At 71.5% G+C, this 20,251-nt stretch carries 21 protein-coding genes; 1 reads left to right on the forward strand and 20 read right to left on the reverse strand.

The genetic code is table 11. The annotated features are described in order from the left end of the window. Positions 1 to 6 precede the first annotated feature (6 nt). Both HNR30_RS18115 and HNR30_RS18120 read right to left on the reverse strand, forming a co-directional pair. A complete protein-coding gene (locus tag HNR30_RS18115) occupies positions 7 to 726 on the reverse strand; it encodes an alpha/beta fold hydrolase (RefSeq protein WP_312894477.1) in 720 nt (239 codons plus the stop codon). A gap of 259 nt (positions 727 to 985) precedes the next feature. Then, positions 986 to 1,420 (reverse strand): hypothetical protein, encoded by a 435-nt coding sequence (locus HNR30_RS18120; RefSeq protein ID WP_181611004.1) that lies wholly within the window; start codon positions 1,418 to 1,420, stop codon positions 986 to 988. Positions 1,421 to 1,715: 295 nt separating this feature from the next. Between HNR30_RS18120 and HNR30_RS18125 the strand changes: the two genes are divergently transcribed. Further along, complete coding sequence (locus HNR30_RS18125; RefSeq protein WP_181611005.1) at positions 1,716 to 2,339, forward strand: DUF2306 domain-containing protein; 624 nt, start codon at positions 1,716 to 1,718, stop codon at positions 2,337 to 2,339. Here the strand turns inward: HNR30_RS18125 and HNR30_RS18130 are convergent. The 18 genes from HNR30_RS18130 to HNR30_RS18200 all read right to left on the reverse strand — a co-directional run bounded on the left by HNR30_RS18130 (position 2,318) and on the right by HNR30_RS18200 (position 20,245). Continuing rightward, positions 2,318 to 2,968, reverse strand: a complete 651-nt coding sequence (locus HNR30_RS18130) for a response regulator (protein WP_181611006.1) — start codon at positions 2,966 to 2,968, stop codon at positions 2,318 to 2,320. The two genes, HNR30_RS18125 and HNR30_RS18130, sit on opposite strands and share 22 nt — an antisense overlap. Then, entirely contained in the window at positions 2,965 to 4,095 is a 1,131-nt protein-coding gene (locus tag HNR30_RS18135) for a sensor histidine kinase (RefSeq protein ID WP_181611007.1), read from the reverse strand. Before HNR30_RS18135 ends, HNR30_RS18130 begins: the two co-directional genes overlap by 4 nt. A gap of 110 nt (positions 4,096 to 4,205) precedes the next feature. Then, positions 4,206 to 6,020, reverse strand: coding sequence for an ABC transporter ATP-binding protein (locus HNR30_RS18140; protein ID WP_181611008.1), 1,815 nt, complete (start codon positions 6,018 to 6,020; stop codon positions 4,206 to 4,208). Beyond that, entirely contained in the window at positions 6,013 to 7,806 is a 1,794-nt protein-coding gene (locus tag HNR30_RS18145; RefSeq protein WP_181611009.1) for an ABC transporter ATP-binding protein, read from the reverse strand. The genes HNR30_RS18140 and HNR30_RS18145 overlap by 8 nt, the downstream gene beginning before the upstream one ends. Then, entirely contained in the window at positions 7,803 to 8,906 is a 1,104-nt protein-coding gene (locus HNR30_RS18150; RefSeq protein ID WP_181611010.1) for a lanthionine synthetase LanC family protein, read from the reverse strand. Before HNR30_RS18150 ends, HNR30_RS18145 begins: the two co-directional genes overlap by 4 nt. 119 nt (positions 8,907 to 9,025) lie before the next feature. Further along, positions 9,026 to 9,172: a hypothetical protein gene (locus tag HNR30_RS18155; protein ID WP_181611011.1), complete on the reverse strand. Its 147-nt coding sequence runs from the start codon at positions 9,170 to 9,172 to the stop codon at positions 9,026 to 9,028. Between the two features lie 16 nt (positions 9,173 to 9,188). Then, a complete protein-coding gene (locus HNR30_RS49305; RefSeq protein WP_281389657.1) occupies positions 9,189 to 9,323 on the reverse strand; it encodes a hypothetical protein in 135 nt (44 codons plus the stop codon). A 19-nt stretch (positions 9,324 to 9,342) separates the two neighbouring features. After that, positions 9,343 to 9,477, reverse strand: coding sequence for a hypothetical protein (locus HNR30_RS49310; protein ID WP_281389658.1), 135 nt, complete (start codon positions 9,475 to 9,477; stop codon positions 9,343 to 9,345). A gap of 46 nt (positions 9,478 to 9,523) precedes the next feature. Further along, entirely contained in the window at positions 9,524 to 9,652 is a 129-nt protein-coding gene (locus HNR30_RS49315; protein ID WP_281389659.1) for a hypothetical protein, read from the reverse strand. A gap of 13 nt (positions 9,653 to 9,665) precedes the next feature. Next, positions 9,666 to 9,803, reverse strand: coding sequence for a hypothetical protein (locus tag HNR30_RS18160; RefSeq protein WP_181611012.1), 138 nt, complete (start codon positions 9,801 to 9,803; stop codon positions 9,666 to 9,668). A gap of 17 nt (positions 9,804 to 9,820) precedes the next feature. Beyond that, complete coding sequence (locus tag HNR30_RS18165; protein WP_181611013.1) at positions 9,821 to 12,274, reverse strand: lantibiotic dehydratase; 2,454 nt, start codon at positions 12,272 to 12,274, stop codon at positions 9,821 to 9,823. Next, entirely contained in the window at positions 12,271 to 13,074 is an 804-nt protein-coding gene (locus HNR30_RS18170) for a thiopeptide-type bacteriocin biosynthesis protein (protein WP_181611014.1), read from the reverse strand. Before HNR30_RS18170 ends, HNR30_RS18165 begins: the two co-directional genes overlap by 4 nt. Positions 13,075 to 13,119: 45 nt before the next feature. Continuing rightward, positions 13,120 to 14,136, reverse strand: a complete 1,017-nt coding sequence (locus HNR30_RS18175) for an ATP-grasp domain-containing protein (RefSeq protein WP_181611015.1) — start codon at positions 14,134 to 14,136, stop codon at positions 13,120 to 13,122. Further along, positions 14,133 to 17,003 (reverse strand): adenylate/guanylate cyclase domain-containing protein, encoded by a 2,871-nt coding sequence (locus HNR30_RS18180; RefSeq protein WP_181611016.1) that lies wholly within the window; start codon positions 17,001 to 17,003, stop codon positions 14,133 to 14,135. The genes HNR30_RS18175 and HNR30_RS18180 overlap by 4 nt, the downstream gene beginning before the upstream one ends. Continuing rightward, positions 17,003 to 17,188, reverse strand: a complete 186-nt coding sequence (locus HNR30_RS18185; RefSeq protein ID WP_181611017.1) for an aroma-sacti cluster domain-containing protein — start codon at positions 17,186 to 17,188, stop codon at positions 17,003 to 17,005. Before HNR30_RS18185 ends, HNR30_RS18180 begins: the two co-directional genes overlap by 1 nt. A 15-nt stretch (positions 17,189 to 17,203) precedes the next feature. Beyond that, the gene (locus HNR30_RS18190; RefSeq protein WP_181611018.1) at positions 17,204 to 17,830 is read right to left on the reverse strand and encodes a GAF domain-containing protein; all 627 of its coding nucleotides are present in this window, start codon (positions 17,828 to 17,830) and stop codon (positions 17,204 to 17,206) included. A 10-nt stretch (positions 17,831 to 17,840) separates the two neighbouring features. Further along, on the reverse strand, positions 17,841 to 18,662 hold the full coding sequence (locus HNR30_RS18195; protein WP_181611019.1) for a S8 family serine peptidase: 822 nt from the start codon (positions 18,660 to 18,662) through the stop codon (positions 17,841 to 17,843). A 23-nt stretch (positions 18,663 to 18,685) separates the two neighbouring features. Then, positions 18,686 to 20,245 carry an AfsR/SARP family transcriptional regulator gene (locus tag HNR30_RS18200; RefSeq protein WP_181611020.1) on the reverse strand — a complete coding sequence of 520 codons (1,560 nt, stop codon included), beginning with the start codon at positions 20,243 to 20,245 and terminating at the stop codon, positions 18,686 to 18,688. Between the last annotated feature and the right edge of the window lie 6 nt (positions 20,246 to 20,251).

The following is a 20,251-nucleotide window of genomic DNA, read 5'->3' on the forward strand; positions in this document are numbered from 1 at the left end:
AGAAGATCAGCCGGGGAGGCTCTGCAGGAACGCTTCCATCGCCGCGTTGACGAGGTGCGGAGCGTCCTGGTTGGCGATGTGGCCGGCTCCGGGGATGACGACCTCCTCGACGCCTTCGATCTCGGCCCACAGGGGCATGGCCGTGGCGATGTTGCCGGTGCGGTCCGCCTCGCCCCGGATCAGGCACAGCGGTACGGGTGTGCGGTAGTGCGGGGCGGGGTCCAGCAGGTCGGCGGTGGCCTGCCACACATGTACGAACTCCTGCTTGGTCAGCTGGGAGAAGGCTCGTCGCGCGTCCTCCCGCGCCTGCGGCGTTTGCGCGCTGGCCTCCGCCATCACCCTTGGCAGGCTCCTGGCGGGGATCATCAACAGGCCGGGCGTGGCCGCCTTGATCAGCAGGCGTTCCTTCCACGTCAGCGGTGCGGTGTTCCACGTCGAGCCGATGACGATCAGCGCTCGGGCGAGGTCTGGATGTCGCCGGATGAGCGCCTGGCCGAGGTTGCCGCCAAGAGACTGCCCGACCAGGACCGGCCGGTCCAGTTCCAGGTGCCGGATGAGCGTGTGCAGGTCGACGATCGCCTGCTCGGCGGTGAACCGGGCCCCTGCCGGGCGGGACAGTCCGTGCCCGCGCAGGTCCCAGGTGATGACCCGGAACCCGCGAGCGCTCAGATACTCGCTCTGAGCGTCGAACATCACATGATCGGCTCCGGCGCCATGCGAGAACACGACCGGCACGCCATCGCCGCCGCCGTCCCTGTAGTGGAGATCGCAGCCATGCAGCGGGAGTACGGACCACAGATCCACCATTTCCACCTCCGAGAGCATCCGATCGCCGCTGACGTTGGCAAGATCGGTTGTCCCCGATGGTGGCACGGTTGCGCGGCACCGTGCCGCTCGTCGGTCTGGGCGCCGGCCGTTCAGGCCGACATGAGGCTGGGGTGTGGTGGCTCCCCCTCTCGCGGCGGCGGGCGCCGAGTGGTCCGGGTCAGATGACGCCGCTCTGCCCGACGCAGCTCGTGACGCCCTGCCTGCCGGCCAGCTTCACGAAAACCCGATCCGCCATCGGCCGGGTCGCCGGAATGTCCTTGTGGCCGGTATTGCCGGTGATCACGACTGACTTGAACGCAACGTCCGGAAGGCCACCCCGGTCCTGGACGAGGCTCACCTTGACGTTGGTGGGGCCGCCGGAGGCAGTCCAGAAGACCTTGCGGAAGCGGTGCGCACCCAACCCGTTGACATAGGTGACGGTCACCTTCAGCTTGTAGGACCCCTTCGAACAGGTCGCGACGAGGGCCGAGTCTGCCGACGTGGTCACCGACGCCGCCGGCGCGGACGCCGAGGCCAACGCGGACGTAGGCGCGCCCATCATGGCCACAGCCCCCATGACCCCGACGACGACCGCGGCACGCATGATCTTCATATGGTTCCCTCCGTTGATTTCCCGTCGAGGTGAGACCATACGGAGACGCGGTATAGCGGAGGTATGTCCCGATCGGACAACTCGGAGCGCGCTAGTCAGACGCTGGGTTGTGAAAGTCCGCACGGCTGCCGTGCCAAGCGGCAAGCCCGCGACCACCCATCACCTTCGTCAGCGTAAGTACGGCACCCGCGCCGCTCATCGGCCGAAAGTACGCCTGATTGGCAGCCGATAGAACGTCTCGAACGCAGCCTCGCGCGCGATGCCCGGAGCGGCTCGGCTCGCCACGATCGAGGGCATGAGGAGTCGTACCATTCCGGCCGCGCTGCTGGCGCTCAGTGCCGTTCCGATCGTCGCGGGCGGGATCCGCATGACCGAACTGTCCGTGGGCGCGGCGATCACGCCGGACAACGCGCGCTTCTTCGCCTCGCCGCTTCCGGTGAGCCTGCACATCGCGGGCGCGACCGTCTATACCGTCGTCGGCGCTTTCCAGTTCGCGCCCGCTCTGCGGCGCAGCCGTGCCGGCTGGCATCGCGCCGCTGGGCGGGTGCTGGTGCCCGCGGGGCTGATCGCGGCGCTCGCCGGGATGTGGATGACGCTGTTCAGCTCGCTGCCCGAGGCCGACGGCACGCTGCTGGGCGTCTTTCGCGTGATCTTCGGTACGGCCATGGCCGCCTCGCTGGTCCTCGGCCTGCTCGCGATCCGGCGCCGCGACATCGCCGCCCACCGGGCCTGGATGATGCGCGCCTATGCGATCGGCCTGGGCGCGGGCACGCAGGCGTTCACGTTGCTGCCGTGGTTTGTGCTCGTCGGCACGCCTGGACAACTTCCCAAGGCGTTGTTGTCGGCTGCGGGCTGGCTGATCAATCTGGCGGTCGCCGAGTGGGTCATCCGCCGGCCCTACAGGCGGTTGGTCTCGTAGGCCCACATGGCGATCTCGACGCGGTTGCGGGCGCCGAGTTTGGCCATGAGGCTGGCGATATGTGATTTGACCGTGCTGAGCGAAATATGCAGGTCGTCGGCGATCTCGCCGTTGGTTCGTCCGCGCGCCACGGTCAGCAAGATCTGCTCCTCCCGCTCGGTCAGCGTCTCGATCGGCCGTACGGGCGGAGAGGCGGGCCCGGTGCGGGAGAAGGCGCCGAGCAGCCGCGCGGTGACGCTGGGCGCGATGAGCGCCTCGCCGCTGGCGGCGGCATGGACGGCCTGCGAGAGCAGGGCCGCGCCCGCGTTCTTGAGCAGGAAGCCCTTGGCCCCGGCCCGCAGTGCGGCATAGACGTACTCGTCGAGGTCGAAGGTGGTGATGACGACCACGGCCAGCGGGTCCGCGACGTCGGGCCCGGCCAGGCAGCGGGTGGCCTGGATGCCGTCGAGTCCGGGCATGCGGATGTCGAACAGGCAGACGTCGGGGCGCAGGCGCCGGGCCAGTTCGACCGCGCGCCTGCCGTCGCCCGCCTGGCCGATGACCTCGATGCCGGGCTGGGCGTCGAGGATCATGGTGAGGCCGGTCAGGACGATCTCCTGGTCGTCGGCGACGAGCACCCGCACGCTCACGACCGCCTCCCCGCCCGGGGGAGGACGGCGGTGACCGTCCAGCCGGTCCCGGGGCCGGGGCCGGCCTGGCAGGTGCCGCCGAGCAGCTCGGCGCGTTCGATCATGCCGATGATGCCGTAGCCGGGCCCGGGGGCGGACGGGGGTGCGCCGTCGTCGGTCACGCTCAGCCGTACGCAGTCCTCCTCCGCTCTGACGCTCACCTCGATGAGCTCGACGTGGCGTCCGTGCCGCCTGGCGTTGGTGACCGACTCCTGCGCGAGCCGGTAGAGCGCCGCCCCGACCGACGGCGGCAGCTCGCCGAGGTCGCCGGAGAGGTTCACCCTCACAGCCGGTACGGCGGAGCCCTGAGTGGCCAGCTCCGCGAGATCGGCGACCCCGCGCCCGGGCGCCAGCTCGGGCGGCTGGTTCTGGCGCAGCACGCGGACCATGCTGTTCATCTCGGCCAGCGCGCGAGCCGCCTCCTCCTCGATCAGCTTCAGCGCGTCGGTCGCGGCGTCGGGCCGCGACGCGGAGGTGGCCAGCCCGGCCTGCGCGCGGATCGCCATGGCCGAGACGTGATGGGCCACGGTGTCGTGCAGGTCGCGGGCGAGCTGGGCGCGTTCGAGCAGCTTGACCTGGTCCAGCTCGCGCGATCGAGCTCTGGCCCGGTATCGCAGGGCGATGCCGAGCGTGGTGGCCGCCGACATCACGGCGAGCGAGCCGACCACGTCGGAAGGCGCTGTACGGCCGAAGGCGGTCGAGAGCCCGAGCGCCGTGATCATGGCGGCCAGTCCGATCGCGATCTCGCGTCCCGATCCCCAGCGAGCCAGCGCGTAAACGAGGATCAGCAGGTAGACCAGGGAGTATGCCTGCGAGGGCGCGCCGCCGGTCAGCAGCGGCGCCAGCGCCGTGGCGGCGAAGACGATCAGGAGCATCCGCAGCGGATGCGTCCGCCGCCACAGCAGCGTGGGCACCAGGGCGACGCTGAGCGTCACGGCGACGACCCGGTCGGGCAGGTCGGGGCGGAGGAAGCCTTCGAGCAGCGCGACCGGCACGAGCACGCCTACGAGCACCCAGTCACGCGGCACTCGCGCGGGCGGATCGGGGGGACGCGGTTCGTTCCACAGGGAACGAAGAACGGCGTGCACGGCCTTATGGTACGACTTGCCCGCTCAGCGTCGACGGGTCGCCGGTGAGGGCGCCGTTTCCCCACCGGCGCCGGCCCCGAGCCGGTCGCCGACCCGCTTGGCGCCCCGGATCACTGGTCCTGGTACCCCTTGGCGTGCAACGCGTACAACGTGGCGTAAAGATCCCCCGCTGCCATCAGCTCCTCATGGCTCCCGACCTCCCGGATCCGGCAGTCGTCAAGCACCACGATGAGGTCGGCACTCCGGACGGTGGCGAATCGATGGGAGACGAAGACCGTGATCGTGCCTTCGTCCGACTGGGCGGCCGTCTCCTGAAAGCTCCTGAAGATCTCGTACTCGGCGGCCGGGTCCAGGTTGGCCGCCGGCTCGTCCAGGACGCGGAGCAGCGGTGCGGCGCGCATCCCGGCCCTGGCCATCGCCAGCTTCTGCCACTGACCGCCGGACAGGTCGGTGCCGCCGGGGAAGGTGGCCCCGAGCTGGGTGCGGAGGCCGTGGGGGAGCAGCCCTGGTAGCGCCGAGGCGCCGGCCCGGTCGAGGGCGCGCTCGGCCGCGGGGAAGTCGTCGATCCGGGGCAGGTCGCCGAGCCCGACCGATTCGTGCAGGAGGAACTCGGGACGCAGGTAGTCCTGGAAACACGCGGTCGTACGGCTGCGCCAAGCCTGCAGGTCGTAGTCGGTGATGTCCCGCCCGGCATAGGTGATGCGCCCCGAGGTGGGCTGGTACATCTGGCACAGCAGCTTGACCAGCGTGGTCTTGCCGGCGCCGTTCTCGCCCACGATGGCGACGGTGCTTCCGGCTGGCAGCCGCAGGGACAGGTTGTCCAGGTTGGGCCGCGCGGCGCCGGGATAACGGAAGGTGAGGCGGTCGAGCACGAGGTCGTGGCCGGGCGGCGGGGGGACGGCCGAGCCGTTCCCTGCGGTGGCGACGGCCTTGGCGTGGTCGTCGAGCCAGAGGTAGTAGCCCACCGTGCGGACGGAGCGTTGCAGGAACGACAGCATGGTGATCATGCCTGAGACGTTCGAGGTGAGCTGGGAGCCCAGCGACAGGGTGAGGACGACGTCGCCGGGGGTGGCCTTGCCCTGGAGGGCGGCGGAGACGACCAGGTAGAGGGCGCCGGCGAAACCGAGGCCAAAGAGGGTCCAGCCGCCGCTGGTCCACAGGGTGCTTCGCCACTCCGCGCGGCGCTTGGGGCCGTCGACCTGTTCCTGGAGGTCGCGGTGGCGTTCGGCGAGCTCGCCCTGAAGGCCGTAGACGCGGATCTCCTTGGCCGACAGCGGCGAGGTGACGAGGGCGAACAGGGACTTGCGCAGCCGGTTGGGCTCGGTGGTGGTCTCCTCGGCCTGGGCCGTGGCCCGCTCGCCCCGCCGTACCGCCAGGACGGTAGGCAGGGCGAGCAGCACCAGGAAGAGCAGTTCGGGGCGGACACTCATCAGCAGGGAGACGGTCAGGCCGAAGGTGATGAGAGTGCGCGCGTTCTCCACGATGATGCCGAACGCGCCGCCGAGCCCCTGACGATGGTTGCGCAGCAGGTCGAGCCGGTCCTGGTAGGCGGGGTTCTCGTGGTGGTCGAGCTGGGGCAGGGATCCGCAGAGAGTCATGATGCGCTGGTCGAGGACGAGCCCGACGCGCAGCTGCAACTGGATGCGCGCCTCGGCCACGAGTGTGCTGGCCAGGAAGGCGACGACCAGCGCGCCGGCCATCAGAGCGGCGGCACTCATCATGCCGGCCAGGTCGGCGGCGGTCGCGGAGTCCACCATCAGGCGCAGCCCGATCGCGGTCACCGCGGCGGTGGCCCCGCTCACCGGGGTGAGCACGAGGACGAGCAGAGCCTTGCGCGGGTCGGCCCGGAAGGCGGCGGCGATGAGCAGGGCGGTGCTCCGCCCCAGCTTGCGCGGGGTCATGCGGTCATCGACCAGCTCAGACACGGTGCGTCTCCTGGAACGGTGCGCTCTGGAGGGTGAACATGTGGGCGTACTGGCCGCCGAGCGCCATGAGCTCGTCGTGCGAGCCGTACTCGATCACCCGGCCGCCGTCGAGCACGCAGATCCGGTCGGCCAGCCGTACGGTCGCGAAGCGGTGGGAGACGAGGATCGTGGTCAGGCCACGAGTCAGGTCGAGGAAGTGCTCATAGATCTCGGCCTCGGCCCGGACGTCGAGGTTGGCGGTGGGCTCGTCGAGGATGAGCACCTTGGCGCCGTGCTCGACCGCCAGGAGCGCGCGGGCGAGCGCGACCCGCTGCCACTGCCCGCCGGACAGGTCGGTGCCGCCCTCGAACCGGCGGCTCAGCGGCGTGTCCCAGCCGGCGGCCAGCCGGGGGAGCACCTGGTCGAGCCCGGAGACGGCGGCCACCCGCTCCAGCGCGGCGTCGGAACGATCGGCGTCGAGCCGGCCGAAGCCGACGTTGTCGCGCAGGGGCAGCTCGTAGCGCAGGAACTCCTGGAAGACGACCGCGAGCTGCCTGCGCCACGCCCTGACGTCGAGCGCGTGCAGGTCCTCGCCGTCGACGGTGATCCGGCCGCCGTCCGGCTCGTACAGGCGGGACAGCAGCTTGACGATCGTGCTCTTGCCCGCGCCGTTGACCCCGACGATGGCCAGCGACGTGCCGGCGGGGATGTCGAGGTCGAGGCCCTGGAGCACCTGACGGTCCGGGTAGCCGAAGCTGATGTTCTCCAGCCGGATGCCCTGCGCGGGAAGACCTTCGGCAGGCGGTACGGCGGGCCGCCGGTGCGCGGGTTCGATCCCCAGCCGCCCGACGGCGACCGCGTGGGGAACAGCGGTGCTGGCATGCGTCAGCATCCACTGCACGTCACCCAGGAAGCCGAGCAGCGAGATCCCGGTGATCGCCTGGAGCGCGACGACGATCGATTCGACGCCGAGCCGGCCGTCGGTGACCGCGAAGGCGAGGTACAGGAAGGCGGCGACGTGCGCGACCCCGACCAGCGCGAGGCTGACCGTTTTCACGAGCGTGCTGCCCATGCTGCCCGCGGTCCCGGTGCCCTCGTGCCAGGCGCGGGTGAAACGGTCGAGCAGCCAGTCCTGCCAGCCGAAGACCCGGATCTCCTTCGCGGCCGCGTCACCGATGGCCAGGTCCCTGGCGTAGGCGGCGTGGCGTAGGACGGGCATCGTCCCGGAGCTGGCGGCGACCGTCTTCTTCAGGTCACGCAGCCGCCATCGGGACAGCAGGATCCACACGGCGGCCAGCGGGAGCGGCAACCACCATTCGACCGTGGCCAGGGTGATCGCCGCGGCGAGCCCGCCCAGCCGGCTGGAGACGAGCCGCGCCAGCGAGGTCACCGCGTTGCCCGGCGGGTAGCCGGTGTTCAGGCCCTGGGCGAGCTGGATGCGGTCGGAGACGACCGGATCGGTGAGATGCTCGATGCCGATCGGCCGGAGCGTGCCTTCCAGCGTGGTCTGCGTGAGCATCGCGGTGAAGCGGCGGGCCAGCGAGTTGCCGAGCGCGGTCTCGACGGGGTCGAGGGCCAGCCGGAGGACGAACAGGGTCGTCAGGGCGGCCAGATACCAGCCCACCGCACCCGATCGTGCCGCCAGCTCGGCCACGACGGCACCGCTCGCGAGCATGAAGCCCGCGCTCAGCAGCGCGTCCAGCACCACCAGGAACGACAGCGCCGCGGTCAGCCCCGGAGACACCTTGGGCAACGCGCGGACCACGGCCAGCACGCTGGTGTGGTTCTTCGTCGTCTCGGAGCTCATCGCAGCCCCAGCGTCGCCAGCCATCGCCGGTCGCCCCCCTCCACGGTGAGCAGGGCGGCCAGCACGCCGCCTGCGCCGTTCATCAGTGACCAGTCGGTGGCCGCCAGCTCGGCGACCTCCTCGTGGCGGTCGAGCAGGTAGCCGGTCAGGTGTGTGGCGAGTGCTTGCGCCCCGCCGAGCGGAGTGTGCCTGGCGAAGGCGTCGAAGATCAGCAGGGTGCCGGCGGCCCCGTGGCAGAGAGCCAGATTCCGCAGGTCCCGATCGTCGTAGGCGGTGACGAAGGAGGCCGCCGCTTCGAGCGCGAAGGCGGCCAGTTCGGGATCGCCGAGGATGCGGGCCGTCTCCCACATCACCCAGGCGTTGCTCGGACAGCCGTAGCACCAGGCCTGCAGCGGGCGGCTCGGGAGCTCGACGCCGATGGCGTGCGGCCAGGCATAGACGCCGCGGCCGTCGGGACGGCACTCGGCGACGAGGCGTCCGGCGAGGCGGGCCAGGGTGGTGGCCAGGTCGTCGCTCAGCCCGTCGGCTTCGGCCGCGGCACACAGGGCGATCATGATCCCGGGCAGGCCGTGGGCCAGGCCGAGGTTGACGTGGCCGATGTTCCACCGGCGAGGGTGATCGTTCTGGTGCTCGCCCACCCGCAGCCGTACGAGGTCCGGCGTGGCGCAGAGCCGGAGCAGATGGCCGGTCAAGGGCGCGCGGGCCGTGGCGGGCACCCCCGGATCGGCGGCCAGCGCGACCAGGATGCCCGACGGACCCACGATCAGGTCGTAGTCCGGCCAGCCGACCTCGCTGTCCCGCCAGGTCGTGGCGGCCAGCTGCGCGATCAGCGCCTGGCGTTGCGCGCCGACGGGTCCGGTGAGCTTGGGCCAGGTGGACGCGGCGATCCGCAGGGCGAGCAGGCGTTCGGCGGAGCCGCCGAAGAGGCCCAGCCCTCGGGGTGCCTGCTTCAGCCCGCGCAACCAGGAGGTCAGGGCGCGAGTGGTGTCCGGCCCGTCCAGGGCTCCGGCGACGACCGCCATGGCCGCGTCGGGGGCCGCCTGCGGGAGCTCGCCCAGCAGCCGTCCGAGGCGCGCCAGGCTGGGTGATCGTTCCTTCACGTGGGGCATGGAGGGCCTTTCGCCAGAGGATGGCGGCGCACAGGGCGTGCGCCGCCATCCCTTTCCCGGTGAATCAGGGACGGAGAGGGGGGTGGCGTCCCTTGGGTGAACTCGGCTGCTCAGATCAGCGAGGCGCGGTCCGGAGGCAACTGCTTCCGCACCACCACCAGCTCGGGTTCCACCGGCGTCGCGGCGTGGATCTCCAGGTCGTCGACGAGCTCGTCGACACGTTCCTGTCCCGGCTCGGGCACGGTGTTCGCGGACACGTGAGCCCTCGCCGGATCAGCAGTTGCAGGTGTTGGTGACCTGGCAGTCCTCGGTGACCGTGCCGCCTTCGCGGACGGCGTGGACCTCGAGGTCGTCGATGAGCTCCTCGACCTGGTCCTGGGCGGGCTCGGGAGTGGTGTTCTCAGACATAACGGGTTCCTTTCGGTGTTCAGCAGTTGCAGGTGCTGGTGAGGTTGCAGTCCTCGGTGACCGTGCCGCCCTCGCGGACGGCGTGGACCTCGAGGTCGTCGATGAGCTCCTCGACCTTGTCCTGGCCGGGCTCGGGAGTCGTGTTCTCGGACATGAAAGGTTTCCTTTCGGTTGCGGGGTGTCGAGGGTGGCTTGGGTGGCTAGCCGCAGTCCCAGGTGAGGGCGGTGCAGTCCTCGGTGAAGGCGGACGCGACGGGCAGGGCGGCGTGGGTCTCGAGGTCGTCGATGAGCTCCTCGACCCCGGTGCCGGGCTCGGGATTGTCTGACATGGTTCCGCCCTTCTCAGCCCGGCTCGCAGCCCAGGATGGTGACGCACCAGTCGACGGACAGTGATCCGCCCTCGCGGACCGCGTGGACTTCGAGGTCGTCGATCAGTTCGTCGACGTGGTCCTCGGGCTCGGGTGCGGGGGTGTCTGACATGACGCGGGTCCTTTCGTCTAGCCGAAGGGGCAGATCTGGGTGCAGTGGATGGAGGCTTCCTCGACGGCCGGGGAAGAGTGCAGCTCCAGGTCGTCGATGAGGTCGTCGACCTCGTTGGGCTCGGGCATCAAAGGCCTCCTAGGCGATTGCGCTGACACGGCTCGGGCGGCCAGGGCCTGGGGGGAGAGGTCGTACGGCAGGCGGATCATGAGCTCGGCGGCGACCGGGTCGGTGGCGGCGCGGACGGGGAGCTCGTCGGGGGCGGGGATCATCTCGGTGATGATCAGGCGCTGAGGGTCGTCGGACTTGGCCAGGGCCTTGAGCATCTGGTCGAGGACGCGGGGGGCGCGGACGCTCTCCAGGTCGCACCCGACCGGCTGCGTGCCGTACCGGTGATAGGAGAGGAAGACCCAGCGGGGCAGGCCGAGTTCGGCGCGCAGCCGGTCGAGGGCGCGCAGTTCGGACAGGTCGCCACCGCCGAGGAAGGAGAGCCGGGCGGGGTCGAGGGACCACTGCGCGGGGGAGACGACGAGGGTACCCGCCACGGTGATCCGGGGGACGAAGGTGCGGCCGGGGTGGGCGCCGAGCGAGAAGCCGAGTCGCGGGGTGTGCGCGGCGCGTGCCAGGGAGCCGGCGTTGAGGATCTCGGTCAGGACGGTCCAGGGCGCGGTGGCGGTGCGCGTGACGTGCTGGACGATGCGCACGGGGCGGCCGGCGTGGGAGATGACGACGCGGCCGTCGGCCTGGTGGACGGTGAGGTCGCCCAGGGGGAGGAAGCCGTCGGGGTCCCAGGAGGGCCAGTACTGCCCGCAGTACGGGTCCCCGGTCCACAGCTTGGTGTAACGGGGGCGGCGGACCGCGTTCGCGGCGCGTTCGGACAGCGGCGGGTAGAGCACCTCGACGGAGGGCAGCCCGGTCAGCCGGTCCAATTCGTCGAGGAAGGCCCGATAGTCGTCGGCGGCGGGTACGGATCCGTGCAGCCAGCGCAGGGCGTCGACGAAGCGGGCGTCGAGCACGCCGGCCGGGCCCGATCCGTCGAGCACCCAGCCGCCCGAGGCCAGCGGCCTGACCATGACGTCGGTGGGCCAGGTGAGCGGCGCCTGCGGCGTTCCCAGCTCGTCGAGCGTGTCGGCCCCGATGTCCACGGGGCCGTCGGCGGCGGCGATGAGCGCGAGCAGCCGGCCGTAGGCGGAGCCGGGGCTCTTCGCGGCCGGCCAGCCTGTCCTGCCCCGCCCTCGGGTGGACGGCGCCTCCTGACCGGCGGCCTCCGCCACGAAGACGTCCATGAGCGGCTGCGGCTGTTCGCCGATGCGGTCGAGGAAGGCGGGCGGCGTCGGCGGATGCTCGGCCCTGATCAGCGCGTGGATCCGCCGGCACTGCTCGAAGGCGTGCTGCAGCGTCGCCAGGTCGGCCGACAGGGGCTCGTTCGCCCGCCGGTACACGTCCACGAAGCCGGTCTCGCGCGGCGTCTCCTGCTCGGTGATCGTCCGCCACGGGCGGCGTTGCCGGTGCGGGGGAGCCGACACGTCGAGGATGCCGCGCCGGGCGAGCTTGCCGAGGAAGGCGGGCGACACCTGGGGCAGTTCGCGGGTGAGGTCGCCGACGGTGCGGGCGCGCGGGCCGAGGGCTTCGACGATCCGGTCCAGGCCGGCGGCCAGGCGGACCTTGCAGGTCATCATGTCGCGCGAGCCGGGCTTGGTGGTGTCGCGGGTCCAGATGGCCAGGCGGCCGTCGTCGAGCCAGTGCAGCGGGGTGAGCGAGATCAGGTGCTCGGGGTCGAGCGGTTCGGCGCCGGCGAGGTCGACCCGGTGGGTGTGCACGTTCTGCGTCCACTCGACGGCGGCCTCGTCGGTCACCGAGATCCCGGCGGCCCCGTGGAGCTCCACGTCGGCGAGGCGGAGCAGCGCGACGTGCCCGAGCCAGCCGCGCGGCGTGGTCTTGACCGTGCCGCGGGCGATCATGCGCCAGAGGTATTCGCTGCTCCGGCGGAGCCGCTTGGAGGTCCAGGGCTCGCCGGCGGCCAGGCGGCGGCGGATGTCGGCGGCGATGTCGAAGCTCTCGCGGTCATGGGTGAGGCTGGAGCCGATCAGGTCCCAGGGCAGGGACAGGAGACGCTCGTGCTCGGTGTCGAGGTGGCGGCCGGCCTGCTGTTCGAGGTCGCGGACCAGGCCGGAGAGGCGTTCGTGCTCGTCGAGGGCGGGCCGCAGGGCTTCGGGGACGATCGGGCGAAGAGCCGTGGTGGCGGGGTGCTTGCCCTGGTGGAGGCTTCGCCGTACGGACAGGACCAGGCGGCGTTCTGCGACGGGGAGGGTGGGCACGAGCTCGCCGAGGCGATCGGCGAGGGCGGTGGCCTGAGCGCGGTAGCGCGCGTCGGCCTGCTCCAGGAGACGGATCAGCTCGAAGAGGCCGGGGGCCGAGCCGGCCAGCCACGTCCTGATCGGCAGGCCGGCGATCCGGAGCAGGGCGCTCATACGTTCCCCTCCACCCCGCGGATCAGCAAGGCCTCGGTGAGGAGGGACTGCCGGGCGCCGGTGAGCCCCGCGCGGTTCCAGTGGAAGATGATCACGAAGGCCGCCGCCTCGCGCGGGCCGATGAGGGCATGACCGCTCTCGAAGTACTCCTCGAACCAGCGGGGCCCCTCCGTCCGCACCGCGGCGTCGTACTCGTCGGCCAGCGCGACCGCCTCGGGAGAGAGCTTGGCCGCCAGTTTCTCCCTGGACGGCCAGGCGGAGCGCAGGGCTGCGGCGAGGGTCTGGACACGCGGATCGCCCAGCGCGCCGGGTGCGGCTCGGCCGTGTCGCCTCAGCCGGTCCCAGACGTCGAGGTCCTCCCAGCCGACCACCTTCAGCGTGGACAGCAGCGACTGGATCATCAGTAGCGACATCGCCCAGGTCGGTCCGGGCGAGGTCAAGCGGTGGAAGCCGAGCCAGGCCAGGGAGTCGGCGGTGAAGACCCGGTGCACGCTGCGCATCGAGGACTCGCCGCCGAACAGGTAGGTCTCCGGCTCGTAGACGCCGTGGCGCCACTGCTCGATCAGGCCCTCCTGCTGCCAGCCGGTCAGCCGCTCGGTCACCAGGTCGCCGAAGCCGGCGGGAGCCTGGAAGCGGATGCGGAGTCCGGGGGCCTTGCGCATGAAGAAGAACTCGGTAGCCGACCCCTCGGCCAGCGCGGGGCGCGCGAGGGACTCCAGGTCCGCGTACACGTCGCGGTGGGCCTTGAGTCCGTACTGGATCCAGGGCTCCGGCGGGGCCTTCGGTTCGATCAGTCGCACATGAGTAATGTCGGCCGGGCGCTTCAGAGCCGGTTCATAGTCCGCTCATAGCGCCAGGAAGGACAGCGGGCGCTGCCGTGTTCCGCCGCCCGCGCGGTGGAGGCGGGCGATCATCTTGACCGCCCCGCGCGTGAGCGCTCGCGTGTCGGCACGGCGCTCGAACCAGCGCCAGTCCCCGGTGACGTTGGCTTCCAGGAAGACCGGTTCGCCCTGCCTGATCAGGAAGTCGAAGGCCGCGTACCCCAGCCCGAGCGCCTCCGCCAGCCTGCGGGTGGCGTTCACGACCGGCTCGGGCACCGGGCAGGCGATCACCTGGACGGCGTCCTCGTCGAGCCAGAGCGACTCAGGCATGCCCTTGACCACGCGGAAGGCGTGGATCTCGCCCCGCAGGTGGTAGACCCGTAGCTCGCAGTCATGGGAGACGTACTCCTGCAGAACCAGCGGCGCCTGGCAGGTCCAGCCCAGCACCTCGTCTCGTGGCACGATCTGGGCGAAGGCGCCGGCCAGCAGACCGGGGGCGGCTTCGACGGCGTGGCTGTCCAGCGCCTTGGCCACCACCCGCGACGTGCGCAGCCGGACGACATCGGTGCCGGGCCGCGTGGTGACCACCGTCTCCGGAACCCGGATGCCGAGGTCTCGCGCGACGGCGAGCTGGCGGAGCAGACCCGGCCCGGTGCCGAGCACGGGCGCCGCGGCGACGGCGTCCAGCTGGCTCAGCAAGGCGCGCCAGGCGTCGTTGCGGTAGCGGCGCACCGCGCTCACAGGATGCTCGGGCGCGGCACGGGGCGACAGGTGCCTGACCCACAGCACGGTCGGCCGTACCCCGTCGAAGAGCAAGCCGTCCGCGTCCACCAGGAGCGGCGTGTCCAGTCCGGCCCGCAGCGAAGGGATGCCCAGCCGCCACAGCCCGGCCTGGAGCGCGTCCACTTCGGGGTCGCGTTCGCGGGCGAGGAAGACCGGGCACGGGACGGCGGGCGTGCCGGCTCGTTCGCCCCCTGCGGAGGGTCGCAGGTCGATCATCCGCGATTGATCGCCGAGCTGCCACTCCAGTGGCTGGGTCACCGGTCCGGGCTCTCCAGCCAGGCAGCCACCCGAGCGGCTGGGAGCGTGGCGCCACGTCCGAGGTAGTGATCCCGCGCGCGGCAGGCCAGGACGGTGGCCTCGGCTGCCCGGCCATGCTCGTGCCAGGCGCGGGCGATCTCGGCCAGGACGTCGCCGCGCAGGCATGGATCGTCGGTGCCGTCCAGCAGGGCGAGAGCGGTCTCGGCATGCTCCATGCTGCCGGCGCGGGCGCGCAGGCAGCGGACGACCAGCTCGGCGCGGAGCTCCAGCCCGTCGAGAGGCACGTCGTCGAGGCCCGCTCCGGCCTGGAAGCGCTCGCGGGCCGCGTACACACGTAACGTCCGGGCAGGCACGGGCAGGCTCATCGCGTGCAGGGCCCGTGCGGCCTCGCCGTACAGGTCGGCGGACCGGATGTGATCGCCGGCGAGCGAGCAGACGAGTGCGCGGGCCTGGGTGACCGCGGCCCCCGCAAGGCCCAGGTTGAGGTCGCGGGCGTGGCCGTCGGCGCGATCCAGCAGGCCGTGGGCCGCCTCGATCTCACCACGCAGCGCCCGCAGCCTGGCCTCGGTGAAGAGCACCATCACCAGCAGCGCCCGATCGCCGGCGAACCGCTCCGCCAGCCCCGCGCACAGCGCCAGGCCCTCCTCCAGCGGCGCGGGTGACCACTGCGCCAGCTCGCACCGCGCGATCAGCAGCCGCTTCTCCTCATAGAGATCGCCCAGCGCACGCGCATGGTCCACCGCCGCCCGCATGGCCTGTTCCGCCCTGCCGATCTGCCCGGCGGCGAGCCACGTCAGCGCCCGCACCTGCTGCATACGGCACCACCCGAAGTGGTCACCCGCCTCGGGTTCCGCCCCGTGGTACGGCATGGCGGAGCCGTACCGCAGCGCGAGCAGATGCCGCTGAATGCCGAGGAGGTGCCGCCCGCGCGTGTCGGCGAACGCGGGCGTGCTGCGCTCCAGCAGGGCAGCGGCCTCCTCCCGGCGGCCCAGCAGGACGTACGCGTCGCACAACCGGATGACCAGCACCCGATGACCGGGCTCCTCGACCGGCATCAGGACCAGCGCCCGCTCCAGCAGGTTGACCGCGGCCGACAGGTCCTTGCGGGTGAGCGCCTGGGCGCCCGCCTCGGCCAGGTGGGCGGCGGCGCGCCGGGCGAGCGGCACGTTGGCGGGGTCGGCCGGGCTCACCTCTCTGGCCAGCAGGCAGGCGGCTTCGAGATGGTAGGCCGTCTCGGGCAGGCCCTTCACCCGGTCGGCGATCCGCAGATGCCAGCCGCGCCGCTCGGCCTTGGGGCTCATCGAGTACACGACATCACGGGTGAGCGCCTGCGCGAAGCGGAAGCCGGACCCGTCCCGCTCCACCAGGCGGCGGCGCTGCACCTGGGCGAGAGCGCCCGGCACCTCCTCCGGCACGTCGTGCAGTGCGGCCACCCCGTCGCCGCTGAAGTGGCGGCCGAACGCGGAGGCGCGGGCCAGTACCTGGCGTTCGCGGGGTGGCAGCCGGTCGATGCGGGCGGTCAGCAGCGCCTGGATCGTGGGCGGGATGGCGTTCTCGTCGCCTTCGGCCAGCATGTCCATCATCAGCTCGGCGAACAGCGGGTTGCCGCCGCTGGCCTCCGCCACCCGCTCCAGCGTCCCGGCCGTCGAATGCGCCACGACATCCGGCTCCAGGTGTGCCAGGAGCAGGTCGAGTTCGTCGGGGGCGAGCGGGCCGAGATCCACTGTCGCCGCCGAGACCCAGCCCGGACGTGTTTCGAGCAGCTCGGGCCTGGCTACGCAGATCAGCAGCACCGGTAGCCCGGACAGTCCGGCGGCCAGTTCTTCCAGCAGGTCCAGCAGGGTGGGCTCGGCCCAGTGCAGGTCCTCGCAGACCACGATCAGCGGCATGCGCGCGGCCAGCTCCTCGAGCTGGCGGCGCACCACCCAGGCGATCTCCTCCACCCCTCGGTCGGCGGCCAGGTACGCGGCCAGTTCCGCGCCGCCCGGCAGGTCGTCGAAGAGTTCGACGATCGGCTGATAGGTGATGCCCTTGCCGTACGACTGGCAGTGCCCCGTCAGCACCCGCGCCGCCTGCGGCGGCAATGCGGCCAGGAACTCGCGCACCAGCCGCGTCTTGCCCAGCCCCGGGACGCCCAGCACGGTGACCACCCTGCACTCCAGCTTTCGCACCACCCGCCGGAACGCCTGCTCGAGCTCCTTCAGTTCCCCTGCCCGGCCGACGAACGGCGCCCGAGCCCGCTCAGGCGCCGCTTTCGGCGCGATGACCAGCCACGCGGGCACCGGCTTGGCCTTTCCCTTCAGCGTCAGCGACGGCACCGGGCGCAACTCCATGAGATCGCGTACGGCTTGCGCCACGCTCTTACCGATGAGGATCTCCCCGGCCCCGGCGGCCGACTGCAGCCGGGCGGCGGTGTTGACCGCATCCCCGACCACCCGCAGATCGCCGGTGGGCAGCGCGGTGGCGATCACCTCGCCGGAGAAGATCCCCGAATGCACGTCCAGCCCGCCGCCCAGCCCACGGACGCCCGCCGTCACCTCCAGGGCGGCTCGTACCGCCCGGGCGGCGTCATCCTCGTGTGCCACCGGCATCCCGAAGACCGCCATGACGGCGTCGCCGATGAACTTCTCGATCACGCCGCCGTGCTCGCCGATGGCCTCGGTGCACACCCTGTAGTAGCGGTCCATCAGGACGCGCAGGGGCTCGGGATCCATCCCCTCCGCCAGGGTGGTCGAGCCGACCAGGTCGATGAAGAGCACCACGACGTTCTTGCGGCTGCTCAGCTCGGGGACGACGGCCAAGCTGGCGCCGCAGTGACGGCAGAAGCGGTCCTGCGGCGTGGTCTCCGTCCGGCAGCCGGGGCACATCAGACCACCTTGACTTCATGGCCTTCCACGTCGGTGTCGTCGGCCTCCTCCAGCTTGGCCTTGATCGAGTTGAGCACCTCGACCTCGGGCTCGCTCAACGAGGCGAAGACGGCGCGCTGGCCGTCGGTGAGGAACTCCAGCGGGTGACCGGCTTCGCGCAAGGCGGTCAGGGCATCGAAGGGCATGATGGATGATCCTTTCTACACACGGCCTGAACTGGTCAGCACGAACTTGCCAAGCGCGTCGAGCAGCTCGTCGACGGCGGAGACAGGTGCTTCGGTACGGCTGAGCGCGGATTCCAGGCGGTGCAGCGGGGTGACCTCACGTCCCCGGATGGCCGTCACCAGCGCGAGCGTGATCGCGAGCTGGTTGGCGAGCTCGGTGAGCAGATCGATCGCGGCCAGTTCGCCGAAACGGTCGAGCGCCGGGTCGAGCACCTGCAACACGCCGATGATGTGATCGTCGAGCTCCAGCGGGGCGGTCATGAGCGTCTCGGGCACGTAGCCGGTGCGCGCGGCGAACTCGCGGTCGAAACGGGGGTTGTCGCGCACGTCGCAGACCACGGTCTCGCCGGTCTGGAACACCCAGCCCGCGACACCGTGTCCGGGCGGAATGGCCAGGCCCTGCAGGCGGTCCTCTCCCTCTCCCGACGAGGCCTCGAAGATCAGCTGGTCGCGTCGCTCGTCGTAGAGGAAGATCGAGGCCGCAGCGGCTGAGAAGGTCAGCCTGCCCAGCCGTACAGTGGACCGCATCACCTCGGTGTGCGCGCCGGGCAGCAGCACCCGGCCGAGCGAGGCAGTCAGCGAGTCGGGCATTTCTCGGCCCATGTCGGTCTCCTCAGATCCTGTTGTCGGCGATCGCGGCCAGGACGTACTTGAGCTGGCCGGTGGACAGGCCGGGGTGGTGCCCCAGGATGCGGGCGCACATTCCGGTGATGTGCGGAGTCGCGAAGCTGTTGCCGGACAGGCGTGACCGTCCACCACCCGGCTGGGGGACCTCGACGGCGACTCCTCGGGCGAAGAACTCGACCGGTGGCTCCGGGTTGGCCTCCAGGTATTCGCCGTCCAGCTTGTTGTGCGATCCCACCGAGACGACGCCGGCGAAGTTCCACGGATAGCTGCGCACCGGCCGGTTGTGCGCGGAGGCGACGATGGTGACCCCGGCGAAGCAGGCGCGGTCCACCAGGTCGTGCAGAGCTTCCTTGTATTCGGTGCGGCGGGTGGACAGGCTCAGGTTGACCAGATCGAAGCCTTGGTCGATGGCCCACCCCAGCGCGGTCAGCAACACCTCGCCGCTGCCGCGCAGACCGCTGCCGAGCACCCTGACGCTGGTCAGCTCGCAGTCGGGGGCGACCGCCCGGATCACGCCCGCGCAGGCGGTGCCGTGACCTACCTGGTCCACCTCGGTGTCGGGTACGACGCGCAGGCGCTCGACGCCGTCGTCGCCCGGTTCGCCGGCCACGGTCAGCGGGGTGACCGGCCCGCCCAGCTCGGGATGCGTGGCGTCCACCCCGCTGTCGATCAGGCAGACCCGGACCCCGGACCCCTTGGACGAGCCCCAGGCCCACTCGCGGGTGATCTCGCACGGCAGGGCGAGCCGGGAGGAGTCCATGGCCGCCCCGCGCGAGACGTGGGCGATCCGGAAGATCTGGGCGGTCATACCGGCATGGTCGGCGCCGACGTTCAGAGTTGCCTCATAGTCCGATTACAGTGCAGCCCGGCCAGGCCGAGCTTGAGCCGTCCATGCGGCTTGGGCGGCGGCTCAGCGTGCAGGACGAGCTCGTCCTGCTCCTCTTCGAGTTCGGTCACCAGGTCGGAGATCGTCCGGCTGGCGGACACCTCGGCCGCCGCCAGGCGCAACGCGGCGGGCAGGTAGCCGCAGAGCCGGGCCAGCCGGTCCAGGTCCCCGGCCTGCGCGGGTGCCCGGTCGGGCCGGATGAGGCGGGTCAGCAGCTCACGCGCCTCGCCGGCGGACAGCGGCGGCAGCCGCAGGGGGCGGGCGCCGTCCAGCGCGATCAGCCCGCTCAGGCTCTCCCGGCTCGTGATCAGGGTGAGGCTGCCGCCGATGCCCGGCAGGAGTGGCCTGACCTGCTCGGAGGTGACCACGTTGTCGAGCAGGATCAGCATGCGCCGATCGGCTATCTGGGTGCGGTAGAGCGCGGCGGCTTCCTCCAGGTCAAGGTCCCGGTCGTCCTCGTCGGCGTCCAGGGCGCGCAGCAGGCGGGACAGAGCGCGGCGGGAGCCGTACTCGTTCAGATCGAGGTGGAGCTGCCCGTCGGGGAAGCGGTCGCGGGCCAGGTGCGCCCAATGCACCGCGAGCGCGGTCTTGCCGGTCCCCGCCGGGCCCAGGAGTGCCACGGTGAGCGGCGTCGAGAGCTCGCGGGTCGTGTCGTCGAGCCAGCGGAGCTGGCCGGTGCGGCCGGTGAACGCGGAGACGCTCGGGGGGAGCTGGGCGGGGACGCGCGTCTCCGGCCGCTCCCGTGGCGGGGATGCCTGATCCGGCAGGAGGTTCGGGTCGTTGCGCAGGATGGCCAGTTCCAGCCGCTGGAAGTCAGGGCCGGGATCGAGGCCCATCTCCTCGGCCAGACCCCGCCGGGCCGTCCTGGCCGTTTCGAGGGCGGCGTTGGGCTGGCCGCATCGGTAGAACGCGGTCATCAGCTGGCAGGTCAGCCGCTCGCGGAAGGGGTGCGCGCGGGTCAGCTCCGTGAGCACCTCCAGCAGGTCGCGGTGACGGCCCAGACGCAACTCCGCGTCGAGTCTGTCCTCCAGCGCGGTCAGCCGAGCCTCCTCCAGGCCGCCGCCCAGGCGTTCCTGCACTTGCGGAAGGGCCGCCCCGGCCAGCGCCGGTCCGCGCCACAAGCCCAGCGCGGTCTCCAGCAGGGTCACCCGGGTGTGGTCGTCGGCGGCGAGGCGGGCCTGCTGGACCAGCTCGCGGAAGCGGTGCACGTCGATCGTGCGTGGATCGGTGCGCAGCAGGTAGCCCGATCCTTGGGAGACCAGGTCGACTTCGGCGATCTGCCTGAAGGCTGTGCGGAGCTGGGAGACGGCGACCCGGATGGCGTGCTCGGCCGTACGCGGTGGCGACTCCGGCCAGGTGAGGTCGACGAGGCGGGCCACTGGAACCGGCCGGTTGGCCTCCAGCGCCAGGATGGCCAGGGTCAGGCGCTGTTTGCGCGGCCCCAGCCCGAGGCGGTGTCCGTCGTGGTAAGCCTCGACGGCACCGAGCAGGCGGATCTCGATCATGTTTTC

This window comes from Nonomuraea soli, assembly GCF_013761175.1.
Taxonomy (GTDB): Bacteria; Actinomycetota; Actinomycetes; order Streptosporangiales; family Streptosporangiaceae; genus Nonomuraea; species Nonomuraea soli.